Annotated in this window: 20 protein-coding genes and 1 riboswitch; of the genes, 9 read left to right on the forward strand and 11 right to left on the reverse strand. The window is 70.4% G+C overall.

Going from position 1 to position 22,143, the window contains the following annotated elements:
* Positions 1–5: 5 nt before the first annotated feature.
* Positions 6–422, reverse strand: coding sequence for a hypothetical protein (locus ACFQU4_RS07570; protein ID WP_377489017.1), 417 nt, complete (start codon positions 420–422; stop codon positions 6–8).
* Between the two features lie 98 nt (positions 423–520).
* Positions 521–633: riboswitch (SAM riboswitch) on the forward strand.
* Between the two features lie 13 nt (positions 634–646).
* Between ACFQU4_RS07570 and thrC the strand changes: the two genes are divergently transcribed.
* Both thrC and ACFQU4_RS07580 read left to right on the forward strand, forming a co-directional pair.
* Positions 647–1,927: a threonine synthase gene (thrC, locus tag ACFQU4_RS07575; RefSeq protein WP_377489020.1), complete on the forward strand. Its 1,281-nt coding sequence runs from the start codon at positions 647–649 to the stop codon at positions 1,925–1,927.
* Positions 1,924–2,199: a ubiquitin-like small modifier protein 1 gene (locus ACFQU4_RS07580; protein ID WP_377489023.1), complete on the forward strand. Its 276-nt coding sequence runs from the start codon at positions 1,924–1,926 to the stop codon at positions 2,197–2,199. The genes thrC and ACFQU4_RS07580 overlap by 4 nt, the downstream gene beginning before the upstream one ends.
* Positions 2,200–2,207: 8 nt before the next feature.
* Here the strand turns inward: ACFQU4_RS07580 and ACFQU4_RS07585 are convergent, their stop codons facing one another.
* Entirely contained in the window at positions 2,208–2,747 is a 540-nt protein-coding gene (locus ACFQU4_RS07585) for a TetR/AcrR family transcriptional regulator (RefSeq protein ID WP_377490516.1), read from the reverse strand.
* Between ACFQU4_RS07585 and ACFQU4_RS07590 the strand changes: the two genes are divergently transcribed.
* Positions 2,661–3,977, forward strand: coding sequence for a glycosyltransferase (locus ACFQU4_RS07590; RefSeq protein WP_377489026.1), 1,317 nt, complete (start codon positions 2,661–2,663; stop codon positions 3,975–3,977). The genes ACFQU4_RS07585 and ACFQU4_RS07590 overlap by 87 nt on opposite strands.
* On the opposite strand, the gene ACFQU4_RS07595 is transcribed toward ACFQU4_RS07590, so the two are convergent.
* From ACFQU4_RS07595 to ACFQU4_RS07610, 4 genes are read right to left on the reverse strand one after another with little or no spacing between them, the layout of a single operon-like run.
* A complete protein-coding gene (locus tag ACFQU4_RS07595) occupies positions 3,978–5,198 on the reverse strand; it encodes an ABC transporter permease (protein ID WP_377489029.1) in 1,221 nt (406 codons plus the stop codon).
* Positions 5,195–5,911, reverse strand: a complete 717-nt coding sequence (locus ACFQU4_RS07600; protein WP_377489032.1) for an ABC transporter ATP-binding protein — start codon at positions 5,909–5,911, stop codon at positions 5,195–5,197. Before ACFQU4_RS07600 ends, ACFQU4_RS07595 begins: the two co-directional genes overlap by 4 nt.
* On the reverse strand, positions 5,908–6,960 hold the full coding sequence (locus ACFQU4_RS07605; protein ID WP_377489035.1) for an efflux RND transporter periplasmic adaptor subunit: 1,053 nt from the start codon (positions 6,958–6,960) through the stop codon (positions 5,908–5,910). The genes ACFQU4_RS07600 and ACFQU4_RS07605 overlap by 4 nt, the downstream gene beginning before the upstream one ends.
* On the reverse strand, positions 6,957–7,547 hold the full coding sequence (locus ACFQU4_RS07610) for a hypothetical protein (RefSeq protein ID WP_377489038.1): 591 nt from the start codon (positions 7,545–7,547) through the stop codon (positions 6,957–6,959). Before ACFQU4_RS07610 ends, ACFQU4_RS07605 begins: the two co-directional genes overlap by 4 nt.
* Positions 7,548–7,764: 217 nt before the next feature.
* Between ACFQU4_RS07610 and ACFQU4_RS07615 the strand changes: the two genes are divergently transcribed.
* Positions 7,765–8,421, forward strand: a complete 657-nt coding sequence (locus ACFQU4_RS07615; protein ID WP_377489041.1) for a response regulator transcription factor — start codon at positions 7,765–7,767, stop codon at positions 8,419–8,421.
* On the forward strand, positions 8,418–9,653 hold the full coding sequence (locus ACFQU4_RS07620; protein ID WP_377489044.1) for a sensor histidine kinase: 1,236 nt from the start codon (positions 8,418–8,420) through the stop codon (positions 9,651–9,653). The genes ACFQU4_RS07615 and ACFQU4_RS07620 overlap by 4 nt, the downstream gene beginning before the upstream one ends.
* Here the strand turns inward: ACFQU4_RS07620 and ACFQU4_RS07625 are convergent, their stop codons facing one another.
* Genes ACFQU4_RS07625 through ACFQU4_RS07635 form a run of 3 tightly spaced genes read right to left on the reverse strand, consistent with a single transcriptional unit; the run spans position 9,654 to position 13,085 of the window.
* Positions 9,654–9,974: an antibiotic biosynthesis monooxygenase family protein gene (locus ACFQU4_RS07625; protein WP_377489047.1), complete on the reverse strand. Its 321-nt coding sequence runs from the start codon at positions 9,972–9,974 to the stop codon at positions 9,654–9,656.
* The gene (locus ACFQU4_RS07630; RefSeq protein ID WP_377489050.1) at positions 9,971–11,035 is read right to left on the reverse strand and encodes a family 43 glycosylhydrolase; all 1,065 of its coding nucleotides are present in this window, start codon (positions 11,033–11,035) and stop codon (positions 9,971–9,973) included. The genes ACFQU4_RS07625 and ACFQU4_RS07630 overlap by 4 nt, the downstream gene beginning before the upstream one ends.
* Before the next feature lie 19 nt (positions 11,036–11,054).
* Entirely contained in the window at positions 11,055–13,085 is a 2,031-nt protein-coding gene (locus ACFQU4_RS07635) for a hypothetical protein (RefSeq protein ID WP_377489053.1), read from the reverse strand.
* A 254-nt stretch (positions 13,086–13,339) separates the two neighbouring features.
* Between ACFQU4_RS07635 and ACFQU4_RS07640 the strand changes: the two genes are divergently transcribed.
* Positions 13,340–15,406, forward strand: a complete 2,067-nt coding sequence (locus ACFQU4_RS07640) for a RecQ family ATP-dependent DNA helicase (RefSeq protein ID WP_377489056.1) — start codon at positions 13,340–13,342, stop codon at positions 15,404–15,406.
* 101 nt (positions 15,407–15,507) lie between these two features.
* The gene (locus ACFQU4_RS07645; RefSeq protein ID WP_377489059.1) at positions 15,508–16,776 is read left to right on the forward strand and encodes an ATP-binding protein; all 1,269 of its coding nucleotides are present in this window, start codon (positions 15,508–15,510) and stop codon (positions 16,774–16,776) included.
* 29 nt (positions 16,777–16,805) lie between these two features.
* On the opposite strand, the gene ACFQU4_RS07650 is transcribed toward ACFQU4_RS07645, so the two are convergent.
* Both ACFQU4_RS07650 and ACFQU4_RS07655 read right to left on the reverse strand, forming a co-directional pair.
* Complete coding sequence (locus tag ACFQU4_RS07650) at positions 16,806–18,593, reverse strand: ABC transporter ATP-binding protein (protein ID WP_377489063.1); 1,788 nt, start codon at positions 18,591–18,593, stop codon at positions 16,806–16,808.
* Entirely contained in the window at positions 18,586–20,325 is a 1,740-nt protein-coding gene (locus ACFQU4_RS07655; protein WP_377489067.1) for an ABC transporter ATP-binding protein, read from the reverse strand. The genes ACFQU4_RS07650 and ACFQU4_RS07655 overlap by 8 nt, the downstream gene beginning before the upstream one ends.
* Positions 20,326–20,355: 30 nt before the next feature.
* Between ACFQU4_RS07655 and ACFQU4_RS07660 the strand changes: the two genes are divergently transcribed.
* Together ACFQU4_RS07660 and ACFQU4_RS07665 are read left to right on the forward strand one after the other, a co-directional pair.
* Positions 20,356–20,952 carry a TetR/AcrR family transcriptional regulator gene (locus ACFQU4_RS07660; RefSeq protein WP_377489070.1) on the forward strand — a complete coding sequence of 199 codons (597 nt, stop codon included), beginning with the start codon at positions 20,356–20,358 and terminating at the stop codon, positions 20,950–20,952.
* Positions 20,953–21,090: 138 nt separating this feature from the next.
* Complete coding sequence (locus ACFQU4_RS07665; protein WP_377489073.1) at positions 21,091–22,134, forward strand: ABC transporter ATP-binding protein; 1,044 nt, start codon at positions 21,091–21,093, stop codon at positions 22,132–22,134.
* The last annotated feature ends 9 nt before the right edge of the window (positions 22,135–22,143 follow it).

Here is a 22,143-nt window from a genome sequence, read left to right on the forward strand (position 1 = left end):
GAAGGTCAGTCGGTCGCCGGCGGCGTGATGTACCCGCCGCTCTCCAGACCCGCCTGCCGCTCGAAGAAGTTGCCGAGCGCGCGATCCCCGGTGCGCAGCATCGACCAGGCCAGACAGGCCGAGTACGCCAGCAGGAACGGCAGCCCGAGGCAGTAGAACCACTGCCAGGTGTGCGCCTCCTCGTGCTCCAGCAGTCGCGGATTGCGGCGTAGCTGCTCGTCCCAGCTCTCCCTCGCGATCACGACGTTGCCGATCGTGAAGGCCTCCGCGTACGGAAAGCCGAGCCGGTAGCCCTCGGCCTGGAGCAGCCCGCGCGGCCCGCCGGACCATCGCGCGCCGCCGATCCGCGCCACCAGCAGCCCGAACGGCGTGGCCAGGTTGATCGCGTTGCCGACCCTGCGCAGGTGAAATCGCAGCTCCATCCGGGCCTCCGCTCCCTCGAGGAGTCCAGCATATGGGCATTGATCTTGCAATCCGAGAAAGGATTCGGGAAACGCCCGATCCGGACCTTACGCTGAATCAGCCATCTAGATGGGGATGAGGGATTCGGCCCGATGACTCCCCGGCAACCGGCCGACCGACGGACACGGTGCCACTTCCGACTCGGCGACAGTCGACCGAGAAAGATGATGAAGGACGTGATCGCGTGACCACGGCTATTTCCGCCGAAGCTCCCGCCGGCTGTCGACCCGGAGCCTTCGGCAACGCCACCCATCTGATCTGCCGGGCCTGCGGCGCCACCGGGCCGCTGGGCCCCTTCTATGCCTGCGTGGAATGCTTCGGCCCGCTCGAGGTCGGGTACGAGTTCCCGGCCGTGACCCGGGCCCAGCTCGAGGCCGGCCCGAAGAGCATCTGGCGGTACGCGCCGCTGCTGCCGGTGCCCGCCGACATCGCCACCTTCCGGTCCACCGACCCCGGGTTCACCCGGCTGGTCGATGCGCGCAACCTCGCCGATGATCTTGGTCTGCGGCAGCTCTGGGTGAAGGACGACTCGGGCAACCCGACCCACTCGTTCAAGGACCGGGTAGTCGCCGTCGCACTCTCCGCGGCACGCGAGCTGGGCCTGAAGGTGCTGGCCTGCCCGTCCACCGGCAACCTGGCCAACGCGGTCGCCGCGGCCGCCGCCCGGGCCGGCATCCGGTCCGTCGTGCTGGTGCCGGAGAACCTGGAGCGGCAGAAGATCCTGGCCTCCGCCGTCTACGACACGACCTTGATCGCGATCGAGGGCACCTACGACGACGTGAACAAGCTGGCCAGCGAGATCGCCGGCGAGGAAGAGGGCTGGGCGTTCGTGAACGTCAACGTGCGGCCCTACTACGCCGAGGGATCGAAGACGCTGGCGTACGAGATCGCCGAGCAGCTCGGCTGGCGGATCCCGGACCAGATCGTCATCCCGGTCGCGTCCGGGTCGCAGCTGACCAAGATCGACAAGGGCCTGCAGGAGTTGATCAAGCTCGGGCTGGTCGACGAGAAGCCGTACAAGATCTTCGGTGCGCAGGCCACCGGCTGCTCGCCGATCGCGCAGGCCTACCGCGCCGGCCATGACGTGGTCCGCCCGGTGAAGCCGGACACGATCGCGAAGTCGCTGGCGATCGGTAACCCGGCCGACGGTCCGTACGTGCTGGACACGGTGCGCCGCACCGGTGGCGTGATCACCGACGTCGACGACGAGACCGTGGTCGCGAACATCCAGCGGCTGGCCAGGACCGAGGGGATCTTCGCCGAGACCGCGGGCGGCGTGACCGTCGGCGTGACCGCGAAGCTGATCGCCGACGGTGTCCTGGACCCGGCGGCCGAGACGGTCGTGATCAACTCCGGCGACGGGCTGAAGACGCTCGACGCCGTCGCCGACAAGGTCGGCCCGAAGACCACCATCCCGCCTCGTTATGAGGCGTTCGAGGCTTTCTGGAAGGATGAGCGTCCATGACGGCATCGGTACGCATCCCGACCATCCTCCGGACCTACACCGGCGGGGCCAAGGAGGTCACCGCCGACGGCGCGACCCTGGCCGAGGTGCTCGACTCGCTCGAGTCGGCCCACCCCGGGATCAAGGAGCGCATCGTCGATGAGGCCGGTGAGCTGCGCCGCTTCGTCAACGTGTACGTCGGTGACGAGGACGTCCGGTTCGTCGGCGGCCTGGACGCCAAGGTCGAGGACGACGCCAAGATCTCGATCATCCCCGCGGTCGCCGGCGGCTGATCCTCGGATCAGAGCGTTCGCAGTCCGTCCCGGACGAGGTCGAGCGCGCGCCGGGTGCCGGCGAGGTGCTCCGGCAGGGAGTGGCCGAGTCGCAGACTGGCCATGCTGGCTCCCTGCCCGGCGCCGATCAGCGCGCCGACTGCGGCTCCGGCCGTGACCGGATCCAGCTCGTCGGGAAAGGCTTCGGCGAACGCGGTCGCCACCTGCTGCTGTAGTTCCGACATGACCTGGAGTGCCTTGGCCTGAACGGCCGGCACGTTCCGGGCCAGGGCTGCGATGTCGAGCACGGCCGTGTCCGGCACCCGCAGTTCGTCGGTCGGCGGCTGGGCCAGCACGTGGTCGTACACCTTCAGCAGCACGTCGCCGATCGGCTCGCCCGGCTCGCGCGCGGCGATCACCTCGTGCGCCGCCTCCACGAACCGCCCGGCGTCGGCGAACAGGACGTCCTCCTTGGTCGGGAAGTGGTTGAAGAACGTCTTCTTGGCCACGTCCGCCTCGGCGGCGATCTGGGCGACCGTTGTCTGCTGGTAGCCCTGCTCGGCGAACAGCCGGAAGGCCGTGTCGCGGTGCTGGCGGCTCCCGAGGGCTCCGCCTCCCTGGCCGCTCCGTACGACTTCTCCTTCGTGCCCGTGTACGACGGGATGAACGAGATCATGGACGATCCCGAGGTACGGGCGGCGATGGAGACCAACTTCCGTGGCCTGCGGGGCAAACGGATGGCGCTGCAGCTGATCCGGCGGACCGGCCCGATGCTGCGCCGGATGCTGGACGAGTTCGCGGCGGTGCCGGCGGCCGACGCCGACGTCGTCGTCCACCCGGTCAACCTGCCGATGCAGCACCTGGCCGAGAAGCTCGGCCGGCCGGCCGTCGGGGTCGGACTGCAGCCCGGCTGGGTGCCGACCAGCTCGTTCCCGAACCCGCTGCTCCCGTTCCCGGTCCCGCGCGCGCTGAACCGGGCGAGCTACCGGCTGCCGAACCCGGCCCTGATGGGCCTGGCCGGGGTGGCGAAGCAGTGGCGGTCCGAGACCCTCGGCCTGCCGCGGCGGCCGAACCAGGGCGATCCGTTGCGGACGCCGACCGGAGCGCCGGTGACGATGCTGCAGGCCTTCAGTGAGCAGGTACTCCCGGGTCCGCTCGCCTTCCCCTCCTGGACCCACACCACCGGCTACTGGTACCTGCCGGCGTCGAGCGGCTGGACACCGCCGGAGCCCCTCCGGGCCTTCCTCGACACCGGCGAACCGACCGTGTCGATCGGCTTCGGCAGCATGTCCGGCACCGATCCGGGCCGGGTCGGCCGGACCATCGTCGAGGCGGTACGGCTCGCCGGCGTGCGGGCCGTGGTGATCACCGGCTGGGGCGGCATCGACACCAGCCCGGCCGGGGACCGGATCATGATCATCGACCAGGCCCCGCATGACTGGCTGTTCGCCCGGACCGCCGCCAACGTGCACCACGGTGGCGGTGGTACGACCGCGGCCGCGCTCGCCGCGGGCCGGCCGCAGGTGATCTGCCCGTTCATTGCCGACCAGCCGTACTGGGGACAGCGGATGACGATCAGCGGAGTCGCTCCGGCTCCGGTGCCGCAGCGGCGGCTCACCGCCGAAAGCCTGGCCGGGGCGCTGCGGCAGGCCGTTGGTGACGCGAGCCTGGCGGCCCGAGCCGACGAGCTGGGCCGGATCATCCGTGCCGAGAACGGGGTCGACCGCGCGGTCGGGCTGATCCACGAGGTGGTTCGGCAACGGGCCGGCTCCGGCCCCGGCCCGCAGTCACGTTCGTGATCATGGCGCGGTGAGCGCTTCGGTGGGCGACAGCCGGGAGGCCCGGACGGCGGGGTAGAGCCCGGCCAGGCAGCCGATCACCAGGGTCGCCCCGAGGCCGAGGGCCGTCGCCCACGGCGGGACCACGGTCGGCCAGCTCTGCAGGTTGGCGTACGTCGCGGTCACCCCGATGCCGAGCAGCAGCCCGGCCGCGCCACCGATCGCGGAGAGCAGCAGCGCCTCGACGAGGAACTGGGCCCGGATGCTGCCCCGGGTCGCCCCGAGCGCCCGCCGCAGCCCGATCTCCCCGCGCCGCTCCAGCACGGAGATCACCATGGTGTTCGCCACCCCGATGCCGCCGACCAGCAGGGCGACCCCGCCGAGGCCGAGGAGCAGGCTGTTCAGGGTCGTGTCGGCGGCCTGCTGGGCGGCCAGGGCATCGGAGGGCCGGGACACGTCGACCTCGTTCGGCGCGGCCGGGTTGGCCGTGGTGCCGAGCACGGCCTGGACCTCCTCGACGTACGGCTGCGCGGCCCGGGTGTAGATCGTGGTCGGGTAGCCGTCGAAGCCGAGCAGGTCAATCGCACCGGTCCAGCCGACGATCGCGGCCGTGTCGAACTCGGGGGACAGGGTGACCGGGGCCAGGATCCCGATCACGGTGAACCACTGGCCGCCGAGGAACACCTGCTGGTCGGGACCGACCGAGCCGACCCCGAGCCGCTCGGCCGCGGTCGCGCCGAGTACGACCACCGGGTAGCCCTCGGTGGCGTCGTCGAGGAACGTCCCCGCGGCCAGCTCGCCGCCCAGGGTGTCGAGCAGGCCGGGCTTGGCGGCGACGACGCTGATGCCGCCGGACTGGGCCTCGGGCACATGATCGTTGCGATAGACCTTCGCCCCGCTGATCACGCCGGTCGCGCTGACCGACTCGACCGGTCCGATGTTGTCGATCATGATCGTCGACTCGACCGGCAGGTGCGACTGCTCGCCGAACAGGTTCTGGCCCGGGCTCACCGTGAGCAGATTGGTGCCCAGCTCGGCGATCTGGCGGTTGAAGTCCTCCCGGCTGGAACTGGAGATCCCGATCACCGAGATCATCGCGGCGATGCCGATCGCGATGCCGAGCGCGGAGAGCAGGATCCGGGTCGGCCGGGCCCGCAGGCCGGCTCCGCCGACCCGGACCAGGTCGCCGAATCCCAACCCAGCCGGGGAAAGCCGTGGCGTTGGTTGGCTCCCGGTGATCATGATCGTGCTCCTTCGGTGCCGGCCGTGTCGGCGGTGTCGGTGATCAGGTGGCCGTCGCGCATCTCGACCCGGCGCGGCAGCGAGGCCGCGATGTCCCGGTCGTGGGTGATGATCACGACCGTGGTGCCGCCCTCGTGGAGCTCCCGCAGCAGGGTCATCACGCCGGTGCCGGCCGCGGTGTCCAGGTTCCCGGTCGGCTCGTCGGCGAGCAGCAGCGGCGGATCGCCGATCACGGCCCGCGCGATGGCGACCCGCTGCCGTTCCCCGCCGGACAGTTCGTGCGGCCGGTGATCGATCCGATGGCCCAGGCCGACCCGGTGCAGGGCCCGCTCGGCCCGGTCCAGCCGGATCCGCCGCGGTACGCCGGCGTACAGCATCCCGTCGGCGACGTTGTCGAGCGCCGGCACCCCGGCGGCCAGATGGAACTGCTGGAAGATGAAGCCGATCGTCAGGGCCCGCAGCACCGACAGCTGCCGGTCGGAGAGCCGGCGGACCCGGTAGCCGGCCAGGTCGACCTCGCCCGAGCTGGGCCGGTCCAGCGTGCCGAGGATGTTGAGCATGGTCGACTTGCCCGAGCCGGAGGGGCCGACGATGCCGATCAGCTCGCCGGGCCGGATCTCCAGGGACACCCGGTCCAGGGCGACCACCCCGCCCTCGTACGTCTTCGACACCTGGTCCAGTCGGACCACGACGGGCGACGGCGGCGTGATCATGACGCCACCCCCACGACCGTCCCGGCGCTGATGCCGGAGCCACTGATCTCCACCATGCCGCCGGCGAACATGCCGGTCTGCACCGCCACATGGCCGACCTGGCCGCCGTTGACGATCTGGACGCCGTAGCCGCCGCCGGACAGGGCGACCAGGGCGGTGACCGGAACGATCAGCACGCCCGTCGCCTTGCCGGTGATCAACTGGACCGTGACCGGCGCGGCCTCCAGGGTGCCGAGCGCCTTCTGGTCCTTGATCGTCACCGTGACCGGGATCGTCGTGTCGCCCTCGTCGTCGGTGCTGGCCACGGCGCCGATCTCGCTGACCGTACCCTTCACCTTCGAGCCGTCCGGCAGCACGACGGTGGCCGGGTTGCCGACCTCGACGAACTGCTGCTTGTCCACCGGCAGGTCGATCTCGACCAGCCGCTTCGTCCCGGTATAGCCGAGCACCTCGGCACCCGGGCCGAGCGCGGCGCCGACCGCGGTCTTGACCTCGGTGACCCGGACCGGGCCGGCCGTGACGGCGTACTGGCCCGGATCGACCTCACCGTTCTCCGGCAGGCCATGATCATCCTGCCAGGCGTAGACGGCCTCGGTGGTCGTCGAGCCGAAGTAGGAATCGACCTCGATGCCCTGGTAGCCAAGGGCTTTGAGGTTCTTCTCCAGCTGCTTCACGTCCGGACCCGAGTCCCCCTCGCTCAGGGCCCGGTACGGCGGCAGCTTGCCGGTGAACAGCTGCACCGAGTCGTTGTCGATCTTGTAGAGCGGGTCGCCGGCCTTGATCACCGCACCGGGCTCGGGGAGCCAGGTGACCGTGCCGTCGGCCTTGCCGCTCAGGCCCGTCACGGGTCCGTACGACAGCGTGCCGGCGACCGACTGGGTCTGGGTCAGCGTGCCCTTCGTGATCTTGGCCGTGGCCGGCGGCAGGCCGGTGCTGGACGCCTCCACCTGCGGTGCCGCGCCGCCGAAGCCGAGCGCCGCCGCCGTGACGACGGCGCCGGCCGCGAGCACCGCGCCCGCGATGATCACCCGGCGGGTCACCCGTTTCATTGGTCGCTCCCGGCCAGGAGGTGCTGGCAGGCCTCGGACGCCTTGCCGAACGCGGGATCGTTGCGGTCGATGCCGGGGAACATCCCTTCGCCGCTGCCCGGCTGCGGGTCCGGGAAGTCCGGCATGCCGTTCTTCCGCATGCACTGGGCGAACTCGAGGTAGGCGTCGAGTTCGGTGTCGTCGCCCTGGCCGCGGATCCCGCCCGGCAGCAGGTCGCCGCACGCCTCGTGGGCCTCCTTGAACGCGGCGCTCTCCGGATCGACCGAGTCGCCGACCGTCGGCAGTCCCGTCTTCGGGTCGGGGTCGGCCATGTCGATGCCGTGTTCGCGCATGCAGGCCGCGTAGGCGTAGGCATCCGGGGTCGGCGGCGCTGACGTACCGGAACCGGGCTCCTTCGATCCCGGTGCGCTGCTCTCCGGGGCGCCGGGACTCGAGGGTCCGGGGGCGCTGGAGACGGGCCCGGCGCTGGGGATCCCACCTGCGTCTCCGGTGCCGGCCGTACAGCCGCCGACCAGCGCCGCGACACCGAGGGTGAGGGCGAGCAGTGCGCCGGAGGTGGCCCGCGCGCCGCTGGTGATGATCTTCATCGTGAGTCCTCCTGATCGCGGTGACGATCACCGCTCGTGATCAAGTCGAGCCGGATCCGGATAACCGGGCCGTAAGCGAGGACGCCGCGGTTATCCGGTGGTTATCCGGGCCGCGGGCTCACAGCCGGCGCAGGGCGGACTCACAGCCGGTGCTGGTTATCCCCTGGTTACCTGGGGTGCAGCAGAATCGGCCTCCGGACGGAGAGGGGTGAAGCGGATGCGCATCCTCGTGGTCGAGGACGAGCCGGTCCTGGCGGACACGATGGCGGAGTGGCTGCGGCGGGAGTCGTTCGCGGTCGACATCTCCTACGACGGCGAGGGAGCCCTGGAACGGATCGGGGTCTACTCCTACGACGTCGTCGTGCTGGACCGGGATCTGCCGGGCATCTCCGGCGACGAGGTGTGCCGTCGGATCGTCGACGCGGGCGTGATCACCCGGGTGCTGATGGTCACCGCGGCGTCGGCGGTACGGTCCCGGATCGAGGGCCTGGCGATCGGCGCCGACGACTATCTGATCAAGCCGTTCGCGTTCCTCGAACTGTCCGCCCGGGTGCATGCCCTGTGCCGCCGGACGTCGGCGCCGGTGGCCCCGACCATCGAACGGTCCGGGATCCGCTGGGACGCGGGCCGCCGGGAGGCCTTCCGGGACGGAGTCGCGCTCAGCCTGACCAACAAGGAGTTCGCGGTGCTCGGCGAACTGCTTCGCGCTGGCGGCACGGTGGTGTCCGCGGAATCCCTGCTGGACAAGGTGTGGGACGAGCACATCGACCCGTTCACCAACACGGTCCGGGTCACCGTGATGAAGCTGCGCCGCAAGCTGGGCGAGCCGGCCGTGGTCGAGACCGTACCCGGTGTGGGCTACCGGATTCCATGATCACCAAGCGACCACGACTCGGCCTGCGCGGCCGATTGACCCTCTTGTACGGCGGCCTGATCCTGGCCGCCGGTGCCTTGATCCTGGTCGGCATCTACGTCGTCGTCGGCCAGCGGCTGGACCAGGAGCTCGGCAGCGACGCTACCGAGGCCCGGATCGCCGCCCTGCGGGAACGGGCCGCCGCCAGCGGCGATTCCACGATCGTCCTGCCGGACGGCTCGACGGTCCAGCTGGACGTCCTGATCACCCAGCTCGAGCAGGATCGCGCCGCGCTGCGGGACGCCGCCCTGGCCGCGCTGCTCTCCCAGGGCGCCGTCGTGGTGCTGGCGGTCGCGGTCGCGGCCGGCGCGGGCGGCTGGATCATCGCCGGGCGGGGGCTGCGTCCGCTCGACCTGATGACGGCGACGGCGGAACGGATCGCCCGCTCCACCGGACCGGAACGCAACCTGCACGAGCGGATCGGGCTGACCGGGGCCGGGACGGCGCCGAACGACGAGGTACGGCGGCTCGCGACGGCGTTCGACGCGATGCTCGACTCGCTCGACCGCGCCTTCGACGGCCAGCGGCACTTCGTCGCCAACGCCTCGCACCAGCTGCGCACCCCGCTGGCGGTGCAGCGGGCGACCATCGAGGTCGAGATCACGAGGCCCGGCGCGGCACCGGCGACGGTCGCCCTCGGCAACCGGCTGCTGGACCAGATCGAGACCAACGCGCGGCTGATCGACGGGCTGCTGGTCCTCGCCGAGAGCGAGAACCGGATCGAGCAGGCCGAGCCGGTAGACCTGGCCGACACGGCCCGGACCGCGCTGGCCTCGCTGCAGGACGCCGACCGGTCCGGGATCAAGATCAACACCGAGCTGCGCCCGGCCCCGTCGTACGGCGATCCGCTGCTGCTCGAACAGCTGATCCGCAACCTGGTCGAGAACGCCCTGCGCTACAACGTGGCGGGCGGCACGATCATGATCACCGTCGGCTCCGACGATGATCATGCGGTGGTCCGGGTGGAGAACACCGGCCCGGTGATCGACCCGGCCGACCTGCCCGGCCTGCTGGAACCGTTCCGCCGCGGGCCCGGGCAGCGCCGCCGCGGCCAGGACGGAGCGCCGGTCGCCGGGCACGGTCTGGGCCTGGCCGTGGTCGCCGCGATCACCTCCGCCCACGGCGGCCGGCTCGACCTGACGCCGAGGCCGGGCGGGGGATTGTGCGTGAACGTCAGCCTGCCCGCACGCTGATCAAGCGTCCGGCAGCTCGATCGTCGCCGCGACCTCGTGGTGGCTCACCGTCTCGTCCCACCGGCTGAGGGCCCTGCGCGCCGCCGGCTCGACGACCGCCTGCTGGTAGCCCGCGCCGGCGAAGCCGCGGACCGCGTCAAGATCATCGAAGTACGTGATCGACGTGAACTGCACCTCGTCCCCGACCTGCCGCCGCAGCAGCCGGGCGCCGCGGAAGCCGGGAACCTCCGCCAGGTGCTCCCGTACCGCCGAGGTGTAGTGCCGCTGGTAGTCGTCCGCGGACGCGGCCGGGGCCCAACCGGACCAGATCCGGGCGATCACTTCCGGGCCCCCGGATCGCCGGCCGGCAGCGGCACCGGAACGCCGAGCGGCACCGGGACGCCGAGATCGGGCCGGCCGTCGGCGGTCCAGTTGATCTTCTGGGCCCGGATCGTGCGAGGTTCACCGCAATCGGTGCTGTTCGGGTAATCCCTTGCGTGGTAGACGATCCAGTCCTCGCTGCCGTCCGGGGAGGTGAAGAAGCTGTGGTGGCCGGGGCCGTAGACGCCGTTCTCCGGGCTCTTGCTGAAGATCGGTTCCGGCGTCTTCGTCCAGGAGGCGCGGTCGGCCGGATCGCCGCCGGTGTAGCTGAGCAGCCCGACGGCGTAGTCCGGAGTGCCGCACTGGGCGGCCGAGTAGGTGAGGAAGATCTTCCCGTTCCGGTAGATCGGGTACGGGCCCTCCTGGGTCTCGCCGTCGCCGATCTTCTCCCACTCGTACGTCGGCTCGGAGAGGATCCGTGGCTCGGCGGCCAGCGTCCACGGATTGCTCATCGGCGCAATGTAGAGCTTCTGCGCGCCCGGAGCCGGGATGCCCGCGTACACGTAATAGAGCTGATCATGAACCTCGAGCACGGTGCCGTCGATGCTGAAGATGTCCGGGCCCTGGAGCTGTCCCTTGAAGGTGTACGGGCCGAGCGGGCTGTCGCCCCGGCTCTCCGCGACGAAGTTGCGGTGGGTCGAGATGTCGCCGCCGATCTGTGCCGTGTAGTAGAGGTACCAGCGGCCGCCGAACCGGTGCAGCTCCGGTGCCCAGATGTTGTCCCGGTACTCGGTGGGCGCGGTGGCGGCGTCGTAGACCACCGTCGGCGTGGCCGCGCCGAGCGTGGCCAGCGACGGCGAGGCCGAGACGGTCACGACGCTGGACGCGGTGGTGCTGGCCAGGAAGTACCGCCCCTGGTGGTAGGCGAGCCAGGGGTCGGCGCCGTCCCGGATCGGGTTGGTGAACGTCCCGGCCCTGGCCCGATCGGTTCCATGATCATCCGCTGCGGCCGGTACGGCGGGCGCTCCGGCGAGCACGGCGATGATCATGGCGGCGATGGCGGTCCGCAGTGGTCTGGTCATGATCGAGATCTCCTTCCGGTCAGTTGGCGTACGCGACGGAGATCGGGCCCGAGCCGGTCAGGGTCCAGCCGCTGTCGTCCTCGAAGCCGCCGTTCCGCAGGCCGAGGCCGATGGTCCGGACGTTGTCGATCTTGTAGTCCAGGACGTCCAGCCCGGACACGGCGCCGGAACCGGAACACAGCCGGAACTCGATCTTGACCGAGCCCTTGCCCCGCACGAACTCGGTGATGTCGATCGGGCCCTGGTGATCGGAACCCTGCAGGTAGAACCAGGGCCAGCCGTCGCCCACGTCGCGGTTCCAGATGTTCACCCCGTCGATCAGCAGCTGCTTGAAGTAGCGGCCGTGCAGGCCGCCGATCGGGTCCGTGTGCCAGAAGTCGATCTCGTAGCGCGGCGAGTCCGGATCGACCTGCATCGTCTGCGCGGCCGCGGCACAGGTGTCCGGTGCGACGTCCACCTCGCGCGGGATGCTGAAGCTCAGCCGGCCGTTCCCGGTCATCGCCCGGTTCGCCGGGCTGATCTCGAGCCCGTCGAAGGTCGGCTCGGTCAGCGGCGTATGACTGGTGCCGCGGACCTCCGCGTACCCCTTGCTGATGGCGTTGAAGATCTTCGCCGGCCGGGCCGGCGAATAGAGGTCGACGTAGGGGTGCAGCTGGGTGGCGTTGCGGCTCATCCGCCAGCCGCCCGGCCGTTCGAAGCCGCCGTTGGTGATCTTGATCCCCTGGGCGGTCACGACGTCGAACCGGGTGTCGTTCGGCGAGAACGTGACGCCCTGCTGGTGAAAGAGCCGGAAGGAGATCTCGGCCGACGACTTGCCCGCGAGCAGCTCGGTCACGTCGACCGTCTCGTCGTGCCAGACCTCCTCGGTGTCGCTGGTGAAGTCCTGGCTCCAGACGACCTTCCCGTCGACCAGCAACTGCTTCAGCTGGTAGCCGGCGTCGCCGCCCTCCTGGTAGTCGGTGTGCTTGAAGCTGACCGTCTTCTGCTTCGCCTTCGGGTCGACCGCGACCCGTTGGGAGGCGGCGGCGAAGTGACCGGGCGAGGTCGGCACGTTGTTGCTGATCGAGAAGCTGAGGCTGCCCATCCCGGAATGCGCCCGGTAGTCGGTGCCGGGCTGCTGGGTCAGGGCGTCCAGCGGGGCGCCGTACGCCATGATGCCCCGGATCCGCCCGTCCAGCAGGTACGGCTTCGCTCGGGTCAGCACCTCGGCGACATAGCGCTCGTCCGGATGGACCAGGCCATCGAGGAACCGGCCGAAGTAGCCGAGCAGCACCAGTTCCTTGCCGGCCTTGCCGGTGATCGCGAGAACGTGATCAAGACCGGTCTCGACCTGGCTCGGGTCGATCGTCGACCCGTACACGAAGTAGACGTAGATGACGCCGTCGACCGTGCCGGCGATCCGTTCCATCGAGTGATCGGTGATCTCGCCCGGATACAGCGTGACGTACCACTTCAGGTCGGGGTTGATCGCCCGCTGGGCGTTTTCGATCTTGGTCAGGTACTCGTTGGTGAACAGCGCCTGGTTGACCGGGCCGCTGAGGAAGTCGTCGATCGCCCAGGACTTCACGTTCTGGTGCTTCAGCGACAGCTTCGCGATCTCCTCGGCCCACCGGACGAAGTCCAGCTCGAACGGGCGCGAGCACCGACCGGCGACATGCGGTCTGTCGTTGAGGAAGCACTCCGACGGGGGCACCAGGTAGATCATCACGTCGATCCCCGCGGCCTCGGCGGCTGGCACGAACTCCTCGACCAGGTCGTCCCAGTCCGTCGGGCTCTCCCAGATGTCGTAGGTGAACATCGTGACGTTCAGCTGCTTGAGCCGGTCGATCATGGCCGGGGTGTCGATGTGCCGGTAGCCGTCGGCCCGCGCCTCGTCCTCGCGGATCGTGGCCGCCACCGTGTTGCCGCCGTTCTTGGCGGTGAGGAACGCGCCGTCGGGAAGCCGGCCCGGCCGTTCGTCGGGTGCCGCGGCTGCTGTCGGTGGAGCGAGGGCGGCGATCAGGGCCACCAAGATCAGAAGGATCGACCAGGACCTGCGCCGTCGCCGCATGAGATCACCTATATTCCAAATATCGAAGATAACTGCGATATTGTGAATCGTAATGAGGATGCCGCGGGCGGTGCAAGGGTTCGGTGCGAACTTGGCACGATTTCGATAACACCGTTATTCCCGGCCATCCGTGGCCTCCTCCCGTCCGGATCGAGTCGGCACCTCTGCAGCGACACGCCGCCAGAACGGCTGCTGTTGTGCCGGGTCGGCGGATTGGGGGGAGGGCGTCGGTGGGGAGGGGCATGATGGCGGGCATGTCGGAAAGCGTGAGGATCAGCAGCCGTACCGCCGAGCAGTTGGCGACGACCATCCGGGCCGTGGCCGGGCCGGACGCCGTGCCGCGGGAGGACCAGCTCCGGGCGGTCGAGGAACTGGTCGATCACCGACGGCGGGTGCTGGTGGTCCAGGCGACCGGGTGGGGCAAGTCCGTCGTCTACTGGGGCGCGACCGCCGCGCTCCGGCACCGCGAGCAGCCGGCCGGCCCGACCCTCGTGGTGTCACCGCTGCTGGCGTTGATGCGGGACCAGATCGCCGCCGCCGAACGGGCCGGGCTGCGGGCCGCGACGATCAACTCGACCAACTTCGACGCCTGGGATCCGATCTTCGAAGCGCTCGCGGCCGACGAGCTCGACGTGCTGCTGATCTCCCCGGAACGCCTGGTCAATCCGCGCTTCGCGGCCCGGCTGCCGGAGCTGCTGGCGCGCTGCGGGCTGCTGGTGATCGACGAGGCGCACTGTGTCTCGGACTGGGGCTTCGACTTCCGGCCGGACTACCAGCGGTTGACCCGGACCCTGCTGGAGCTGGCGCCCGGCACGCCGGTGCTGGCCACCACGGCGACGGCGAACGAGCGGGTCACCGCCGACGTGGCCGGCCAGCTGGGCGAGGACACCGTCACGCTTCGCGGCTCGCTGGCCAGGGCGTCGCTGCGGCTGTCCGTGGTGCCGGAACTGTCGCCGCTGGAACGCTACGCCTGGGTGGCCGAGGCGCTGCGCTCGCTGCCCGGCTCCGGGATCGTGTACGTGCTGACGGTGGCCGAGGCCGGCCGGGTGGCCGGCTTCCTGCAGAGCCAGGGCCTCGACGTCGAGTCCTACACGGGGCAGACCGAGAACCGGGAACAGCTGGAGGACCGGCTTCGGGCCAACCAGGTCAAGGCGCTGGTCGCGACCTCGGCGCTCGGCATGGGCTACGACAAGCCGGACCTCGCCTTCTGCATCCACCTCGGCTCGCCGGCCTCGCCGGTCGCCTACTACCAGCAGGTCGGCCGGGCCGGCCGGGCGCTCGACGACGCGGTCGCGGTGCTGGTGCCGGCCGAGTCGGACGAACGGATCTGGGACTACTTCGCGACCGCCGGGATCCCGGTCGAGGCCCAGGTGGAACAGATCCTCGACGTGCTGGCCGAGGCACCGGCCGGGCTCGGCGCGATCGAGGCCGCGACCGGGATCCGCCGCGGCCGGCTCGAGTCGACGCTGAAGATCCTGGCCGTCGACGGCATCGTCGAACGGGACCGCAGCGACTGGGTCGCGACCGGGAGGCGCTGGTACTACGACCAGGAGAAGTGGGACGCGTTGCGCCAGGTCAGGTCCGCCGAGGCCGGGCTGATGCGGTCCTACGCCCACGGCGAGGGCTGCCTGATGCGCTTCCTGCAACAGGCCCTCGACGACCCGGATCCGCAGGCGTGCGGGCGGTGCTCGGTCTGCACCGGCGAGCTGCCGCCGCCCGGTGCGGCTCCCGACCAGGAGTTGATCACCGCTGCGCGCCGGTTCTTCCGTGGCCAGGACACGGTCGTGGAGCCGCGGAAGCAGTGGGCGGCCCGACTCGGCGACCGGAAGGGCAAGATCAACTTCCTGGCGCCGGGCCGCGCCGTGGCCTTCGCCGACGACCCCGCCTGGACCGACGCCCTGCGCCGGCTCTGGATCCGGGACGAACCGGTGGACGGGGAGATCCTGGAGGCGGTCGTCGCGGTCCTGAAGCGCTGGTCGCGGGACTGGGAGCGGCCGACCGCCGTGGTGCCGATGCCGTCCCGCCGGTTCCCGACCATGATCGAATCGGTGGCCCGGCACCTGGCCGAGGTCGGCCGGCTGCCGTACGTCGAGGCACTCGCGGTGTCCGGTCCGCGACCGGTCGAGGACGCCTCGTCCTCGGCCCGGGCCACCGACCTGCTGGCCCGGACCACGCTGCTCCCCGGCGTCGCCTTCGACGGCCCGGTGCTGCTCGTCGACGACACGATCCGGACCCGCTGGACCGTGACCGTGGCCGGGGCGCTGCTCGCCGACGTGGGCGCGACGACCGTGATGCCGCTGGCCCTGCACCAGCTTCCCTGACGGGATGAGCGAGTCGGTCGACTGCGCCTCGACCTGTGACCGGAAGACTCTGCGTGCTGCTAATGGAAGACTAAAAGTCTGCTATCGGTAGACTAGTGGGCGTGCCCAGATATCGACGACGGATCATCGACCGGACCCTGGATGAACTTCAGCCGCAGCTCCGCGCGCTGTCAATCCACGGACCCAAGGGCGTCGGCAAGACCGCGACCGCATCACAGAGGGCTGTGTCCGTGATCGACCTGAGCCTGGAAAGTCAGCGCCAGATCGTCGCCGCCGATCCCTCAGTTCTGACCAGCATGGCCGGGCCGGTACTCGTCGACGAGTGGCAGCGACTGCCAGAGGTCTGGGATCACGTACGGCGGGCCGTCGACGAGGGGTCAGCCGCCGGTCATTTCATCATCGCGGGCAGTTCAGCGCCCCGGGGCGCCGTGATCCATTCGGGTGCTGGGCGGATCGTGCCGATGCGCATGCGCCCGCTGAGCCTGGCAGAACGGGAGTTGGAGAGCCCGACAGTCGGCCTGGCAGAACTGCTTGAGGGTAAACCCGACGTAGGCGGAACCACGCGGCTTCGCCTGACGGACTACGTCGAGGAGATCGTCGCCTCGGGATTCCCTGCGATTCGACCTCTCGCGCCACGTGCGCGGCGTGCCGAACTGGATGCGTACCTCGAGAACGTCGTGCATCGTGAGTTTCCTGAACAGGGTTATCCCGTCCGCAAGCCGGAGGTGCTGCGGTCCTGGCTAGGGGCATATGCGGCGGCGACTTCGACGACGACGACTTACACGAAGATTCTGGACGCAGCCACTCCCGGACTGCCGAACAAGCCGGCCAAGGAAACGACCCTCGCCTACCGGGACGCCTTGTCGTCTCTCTGGCTGCTCGATCCGATTCCTCCCTGGATACCGGGCCGCAATCATCTTGATCGCCTTGCTCAGACACCCAAGCACCAACTCGCGGACCCAGCACTCGCGGCCCGGCTACTCGGGCTCGACGGACCGGCACTGCTCCGTGCCGAGCAGGGTCGCACCCAACTGTCTGAGGGGACCATCCTCGGCGCGCTCTTCGAACACCTCGCGGCACTATGTGTCCACACTTACGCTGATGCTTCCGATGCGCGCGTCGCACACCTACGAACCCGCAACGGCGACCACGAGGCGGATCTGATCGTTCAGCGCCCCGATGGTCGGATCCTTGCGATCGAGGTCAAGCTCGCCGATCGCGTCACCGACGATGATGTCAAGCATTTGCGCTGGCTCCGGGACCGGATCGGAAGTGACATGATCGACGGCCTCGTTCTCTACGCTGGCGAGCGCGCCTATCGTCGGGCCGATGGCATTGCGGCCATTCCGCTGGGCCTGCTCGGGCCGTGATCATGATCGCCGTGCCTGCTGTCCAATGATCACTCCCCGGCGTCGCGGTGCAGGGCCACCAGTTCCGGTACGCCGCGCCGCAGCAGTTCGGCCGGGCTGCCGTCAGCGGTGACCCGCTGGTCGGCGATCACCACCACCCGGTCGGCGATCTCGACCGTCGCGAGCCGGTGGGCGATGACGATCGCGGTCCGGCCGTGGAGCAGGTTGCGCAGGCCGGTCTGGATCGCCCGCTCGGTGGGGGCGTCGAGCGCCGAGGTCGCCTCGTCCAAGATCAACACGGCCGGGTCGGCGAGCAGGGCCCGGGTGAAGGCCAGCAGTTGGCGCTGGCCGGCGGAGAGTCCGGTGCCGCGCGCGTGCACCTCGGTCGCGTAGCCGTCGGGCAGGCGTTCGATGAATCCGTCGGCGCCGACTGACCTGGCTGCGGCGACGAGGTCGTCGTGGTCGGCGTCGGGGCGGCCGAACCGGAGGTTGTCGGCGATCGTCCCGGCGAACAGCTGGGTCTCCTGGGTGATCAGGTTCACGGCCCGGCGCAGGTCCGGGTCGGCTACCCGTCGAAGATCAACTCCGTCCAGGGTGACCGCTCCGGCGTCCGGATCGTGCAGCCGCGCGATCAGCTTGGCGATCGTCGACTTGCCGGCACCGGTGGCGCCGAGCATCGCGGTGGTGCTGCCGGCCGGCAGGTCGAGCTCGAGGTCGTTCAGGACCGGCACCTCGCGCCCGGACCCGGGATAGGCGAACCGAACCGCCCGCAGGCCGACCCGGCCGCGGACCGGCTGCGGCAGCGGCGTCGGCTGCGCCGGCTCCGGTACGTCGTCGGGGGCGTTGATCACCGCCGCGACCCGTTCCAGCCCGGCGACCGCGGACTGCAGTGCGTCGACGAAGCCGGTCAGGCTGAGCACCGGGCCGAAGAGCTGCGCGACGTACAGGATGAAGGCGGCGAGCACCCCGATCTGCAGGCTTCCGTCGGCCACCCGGAAGCCGCCGGCGACCAGCAGCACGGCGGTGGTCAGGCCGAAGATCAACTCCATCGCCGGGAAGTAGACCGTGCCCAGCCGGACCCGTCGCTCACCGACGGTGCGGCTCTGTTCGGACAACGCGGTGTAGCTCGCCGCCTCGTGCGGCTCGCGGGTGTAGGCCTGCACCGCGTGGATCCCGTCCAGGGTCTCCACCAGGTGTCCGGTCAGCGCCGCGTTGGCGGCCTGCTGGTCGCGATAGGCGGCAGCCGACCGGAGCGAGTACCAGGCCGTCAGGAAGGCAAGCGGAACCAGCGCCAGCACCGTGACCAGGGCCAGCATCGGGTCCAGCACGATCATCACGACCATGATCACGACGACGGTCAGCACGGCCTGCAGCAGGCCGGTCAGCGCGGTCCCGAAGAGCGCGTCGACCGTCGCGATGTCCGAGGTGATCCGGGCCGTCACCTGGCCGACACCGAGTCGATCATGAAAACCGACCGAGTGCCGCTGCAGCCGGTCGAAGACCCGGGTCCGCAGCGTGAGCAGCACGTCCTGGCCGAGCACGCCCGCCCGATTGATCCAGAGCCGGTTCAGCAGGCCGGACAGCACCGCGGACCCGGCCAGGGCGGCGACCACTCCGGCCACCGGGGCGATCCGGCCGGCCAGTCCCTCGCTGAGACCCACGTCGATGGCGACACCGACCAGCCAGGGGCCGGTGACGGACACGGCGGTCTGCAGCACCGCCAGCACCAGCAACACCGACAGCGCCGCGCGGTGGGGGCGGAGCAGTTCGCCGAGCAGGGCGACCGCCGGTGCGGAGCCGCGGCGCTGCCGTACGGAATCGAAGGCGGGTTCAGTCATCGCGGGCAGCCTCCGGACCGGGCTCGCCCAGCATCAGGGTCCGGTACGCCGCGCTCCGCTCGACCAGCTCGGCATGGCTCCCGACGTCGACGATCCGGGCGCCGTCGAGCAGCGCGATCCGGTCGGCCAGCCTGGCAGTCGACAGCCGGCGGGCCACGATGATCACGGTCAACGGGTCCAGCACCGCGCGCAGTTCCTGCTCGATCGCCGCCTCGGTCCGGACGTCGAGGGCGGAGATCGGATCGTCCAGCACCAGGACCGACGGCCGGCCGACCAGCGCGCGGGCGAGCGCCAGCCGTTGCCGCTGACCGCCGGACAGGGACAACCCCTGCTCCTCGACCGCGCTGTCCAGCCCGTTCGGCAACCGGTGCACGAAGTCGGCCCGGGTCAATTCCAGGATCCGGTGCAGTTCGGCGTCGCCGACGGCGGCCCGGCCGGCCGTGAGGTTCTCCCGTACGGAGCCCGAGAAGAGCACCGCGTCCTCGAAGGCCACCCCGATCCGGCCACGCAGCTCGGCGAGCCGGAGCCGGGTCACGTCGATCCCGCCGACCGACACCCGACCGGACGCGGGGTCGGCCAGCCGTGGCACCAGCGCCGCGAGCCGGGACTTGCCCGAACCGGTGGCGCCGACCAGTGCGACCGTCTCGCCCGGACCGATCTCCAGGTCGATCGGCGAGTCCTGTCCGTCGTCCAGGACGACGCCGTCGAAACGTACCCCGAGGCTTCCGGCGGGCAGCGGCTGCGGATCCCGCGGCTCGCGCAGCCCGGGCTCGGTGTCCAGGAGCTCCAGCACCCGCCGGGTCGCCGCCGAGGCCAGCTGGGTCTGGGCGAGCAGCCCGCCGGCCACCATCACCGGCCTGGTCAGCCGGAAGTAGAACGCCGTGAACGCGACGAAGCCGCCGACGCTGAGCGCCCCGGCCGTGACGGCGGCGATGCCGCCGGCCACGACGCCCGCCAGCACCAGGATCGGGTACGCGACCAGCACCGAGTCGAACCCGGCGAACAGCCGCATCAGCCTCAGTTCGGCGTCCCGCAACCCGTGCGCGCCGGCCAGGAACCGGTCCAGCATCAGCTGCCGCCGCCCGTACAGCTTGATCGCCCGGATCCCGCGGACCGACTCGGACGCCGCGGTCGTCAGCTGGTCGGTCCGGCTGCCCGCGTCGACGGCGAGGGCCTCGTAGCGGTGGGCGAAGGTCCGGCTCAGCGCCACCATCGGGATCATGGCGACCAGCACCAGCGCCCCCATCGCCGGGTTCAGCGTCAGCAGCATGGCGGTGACGAACACCAGGGTGAACATCGTCGAGATCAGGTACGGCAGCACGAAGCTGAAATACGAGCCGACCGTGCGCAGGTCCCCGGTCGTCCGGGCCACCACGTGCCCCGACCCGGACCGGGCCTGCTGCCCCGGATCCCAGCGCAGCGCTTGGCCGTAGCAGGCCACGCGAAGATCATGTTCCAGCCGCACCGAGGCCAGCATGGCCCGGCGGCGGAGGACGTACATCAGGGTCTGGATCAGGCCCAGCCCGAGCATCGCGGCCCCGTACCACCACAGGCCCGCCGGGTCGCGGTGCAGGATCGGCCCGTCGATCATCGCGGCGATCAGCAACGGCTGTGACATCTGCGCGCCGAGAGCCAGCACGTCGGTGACGATCATGATCACCACGTCGCGCCGGTACGGCCTGACCCAGGGCAGCACCCGGCGCAGGGGTCCCCGTCGATCCCGCCGGTCCATGCCCGGGAGTGTACTAAGTACACTTCTCGGGTGGGTAGCCGTTTTTTCGAGATCGTCCGGGCCGGCCTCACGGTCGCCGGGCGGGACGGGCTGAGCGCCGTTTCGATGCGCGCCGTCGCCGCGGAGGTCGGCTTCACCACGATGGCCCTGTACCGGCACCTGCCGAGCAAGGAGGCCCTGCTCGACGGCATGGTCGGCGCCCTCCTCGGCGAACTCGACCTGCCCGACGCGACCGATCCCTGGCCGGGCCGGCTCCGCAAGATCGCCCTCGAACTCCTCGCCCTCGGTCGCCGCTATCCGACGGTGATGCCGCTGCTGCTGACGCGTCCGTACGTGGCGCCGGAGGCCGTCCGGGTGGTCCGCGTGATGTACGGCATCCTCGAGGACGCCGGCGTCGCCGAGGCCGAGCTCTACCGGGTCGAACGTTTGATCAGCACGCACCTGCTCGGCTACTGCGTCTCCGTGGCCAACCAGGCGTTCTGGGCCGCCGACCCGGACACCCTCGCCGTCGAATCCGTGCCCGTCGCCGCCCCGGATCCCAGCGCCACGGGGGATCGCTGGCGGGACGAACTGGAGCGGAATCTGGTGTCGCTCGGCCAGTTGATCATGGCCGAACGCCGCTCCTGACGGCCGCCCGCCCGTAACGGACCCGGAACACGATCGTCTCCGGCGGCCCTTGACCCATGCCCCGAGGCACCCGTAGCGTTGCCAACCAATGAGAGTTAACTCTCACTGAGTGGGAGTTGCGATCGGAGGGGGACCGCGATGGCTACGGAGGTCGAGCCGGCCGCCGCGCTGGACCAGGTGTCGAAGAGCTATCCGGGCGGCGTCCAGGCCGTCGATCGGGTCAGCCTGGAGGTGGCCAAGGGCGAGTTCTTCTCGCTGCTCGGGCCGTCCGGCTGTGGCAAGACGACGAGCCTGCGGATCCTCGCCGGGCTTGAGGTGCCGACCGAGGGACGGGTGCTGATCGACGGCACCGACGTGACCCGGCTGCCGCCGAACCGGCGGCCGACCAACCTGATCTTCCAGAAGCTGGCCCTGTTCCCGCACCTGTCGGTCGCCGAGAACATCGCGTTCGGACCGAGGCTGCAGCGCAAGTCCCGGCGCGAGGTGGACGCGAAGGTCGCCGAGATGCTCGAGCTGGTGGAGCTGCGCGGCTTCGAGGCCCGGCTGCCGTCGGAGATCTCCGGCGGTCAGCAGCAGCGGGTCGCGATCGCCCGAGCACTGGCCAACGATCCGGCGGTGCTGTTGCTCGACGAGCCGCTCGGCGCCCTCGACCTGAAGCTCCGGGTGCAGATGCAGCTGGCGCTGAAGCGGATCCAGCGCAACTCCGGCACCACGTTCATCTTCGTCACCCATGATCAGATCGAGGCGATGACGATGTCGGACCGGATGGCCGTCATGCACAACGGCCGGGTGGACCAGGTCGGACCGCCGGAACAGCTCTACGCCAAGCCCGCGACCACCTTCTGCGCCAGCTTCCTCGGCGACACCAACCTGATCGGCGACACCGCGCCGGACCGGGCGTTCCGGGCCGACGCGCTGCGCGGCGGCCATGCCGACCAGCTGGTGTCGATCCGGCCGGAGCGGTTGATCATCTCCGCGACCCGGCCCGGCGATGGTCCCGGCGTCGCGGCCCGGGTCAGCCAGCTGACCTTCCAGGGCGCAACCGTACGGGTCGTGGCCACCACCGATCACGGCCGCGAGCTGCTGGTCGACGTACCGGCGCACGCGGCCGGTGATCTTGTTCCCGACCGCCCGGTGTTCGTCAGCTGGCCGGACGACGCAGTGGTGACGCTGCCGAAATAGCTCCTGCGG

The organism is Microlunatus sp. GCM10028923 (assembly GCF_042666975.1).
Classification (GTDB): Bacteria; Actinomycetota; Actinomycetes; order Propionibacteriales; family Propionibacteriaceae; genus Microlunatus.

Excerpts from the sequence above, each read along its gene's own strand:
- ACFQU4_RS07570 (WP_377489017.1), bottom strand. The coding sequence starts at position 422 with ATGGAGCTGCGATTTCACCTGCGCAGGGTCGGCAACGCGATCAACCTG.
- ACFQU4_RS07580 (WP_377489023.1), top strand. The coding sequence starts at position 1,924 with ATGACGGCATCGGTACGCATCCCGACCATCCTCCGGACCTACACCGGC.
- ACFQU4_RS07595 (WP_377489029.1), bottom strand. The coding sequence starts at position 5,198 with ATGATCACCGGGAGCCAACCAACGCCACGGCTTTCCCCGGCTGGGTTG.
- ACFQU4_RS07600 (WP_377489032.1), bottom strand. The coding sequence starts at position 5,911 with ATGATCACGCCGCCGTCGCCCGTCGTGGTCCGACTGGACCAGGTGTCG.
- ACFQU4_RS07605 (WP_377489035.1), bottom strand. The coding sequence starts at position 6,960 with ATGAAACGGGTGACCCGCCGGGTGATCATCGCGGGCGCGGTGCTCGCG.
- ACFQU4_RS07610 (WP_377489038.1), bottom strand. The coding sequence starts at position 7,547 with ATGAAGATCATCACCAGCGGCGCGCGGGCCACCTCCGGCGCACTGCTC.
- ACFQU4_RS07615 (WP_377489041.1), top strand. The coding sequence starts at position 7,765 with ATGCGCATCCTCGTGGTCGAGGACGAGCCGGTCCTGGCGGACACGATG.
- ACFQU4_RS07620 (WP_377489044.1), top strand. The coding sequence starts at position 8,418 with ATGATCACCAAGCGACCACGACTCGGCCTGCGCGGCCGATTGACCCTC.
- ACFQU4_RS07630 (WP_377489050.1), bottom strand. The coding sequence starts at position 11,035 with ATGACCAGACCACTGCGGACCGCCATCGCCGCCATGATCATCGCCGTG.
- ACFQU4_RS07635 (WP_377489053.1), bottom strand. The coding sequence starts at position 13,085 with ATGCGGCGACGGCGCAGGTCCTGGTCGATCCTTCTGATCTTGGTGGCC.
- ACFQU4_RS07640 (WP_377489056.1), top strand. The coding sequence starts at position 13,340 with ATGTCGGAAAGCGTGAGGATCAGCAGCCGTACCGCCGAGCAGTTGGCG.
- ACFQU4_RS07650 (WP_377489063.1), bottom strand. The coding sequence starts at position 18,593 with ATGACTGAACCCGCCTTCGATTCCGTACGGCAGCGCCGCGGCTCCGCA.
- ACFQU4_RS07655 (WP_377489067.1), bottom strand. The coding sequence starts at position 20,325 with ATGGACCGGCGGGATCGACGGGGACCCCTGCGCCGGGTGCTGCCCTGG.
- ACFQU4_RS07665 (WP_377489073.1), top strand. The coding sequence starts at position 21,091 with ATGGCTACGGAGGTCGAGCCGGCCGCCGCGCTGGACCAGGTGTCGAAG.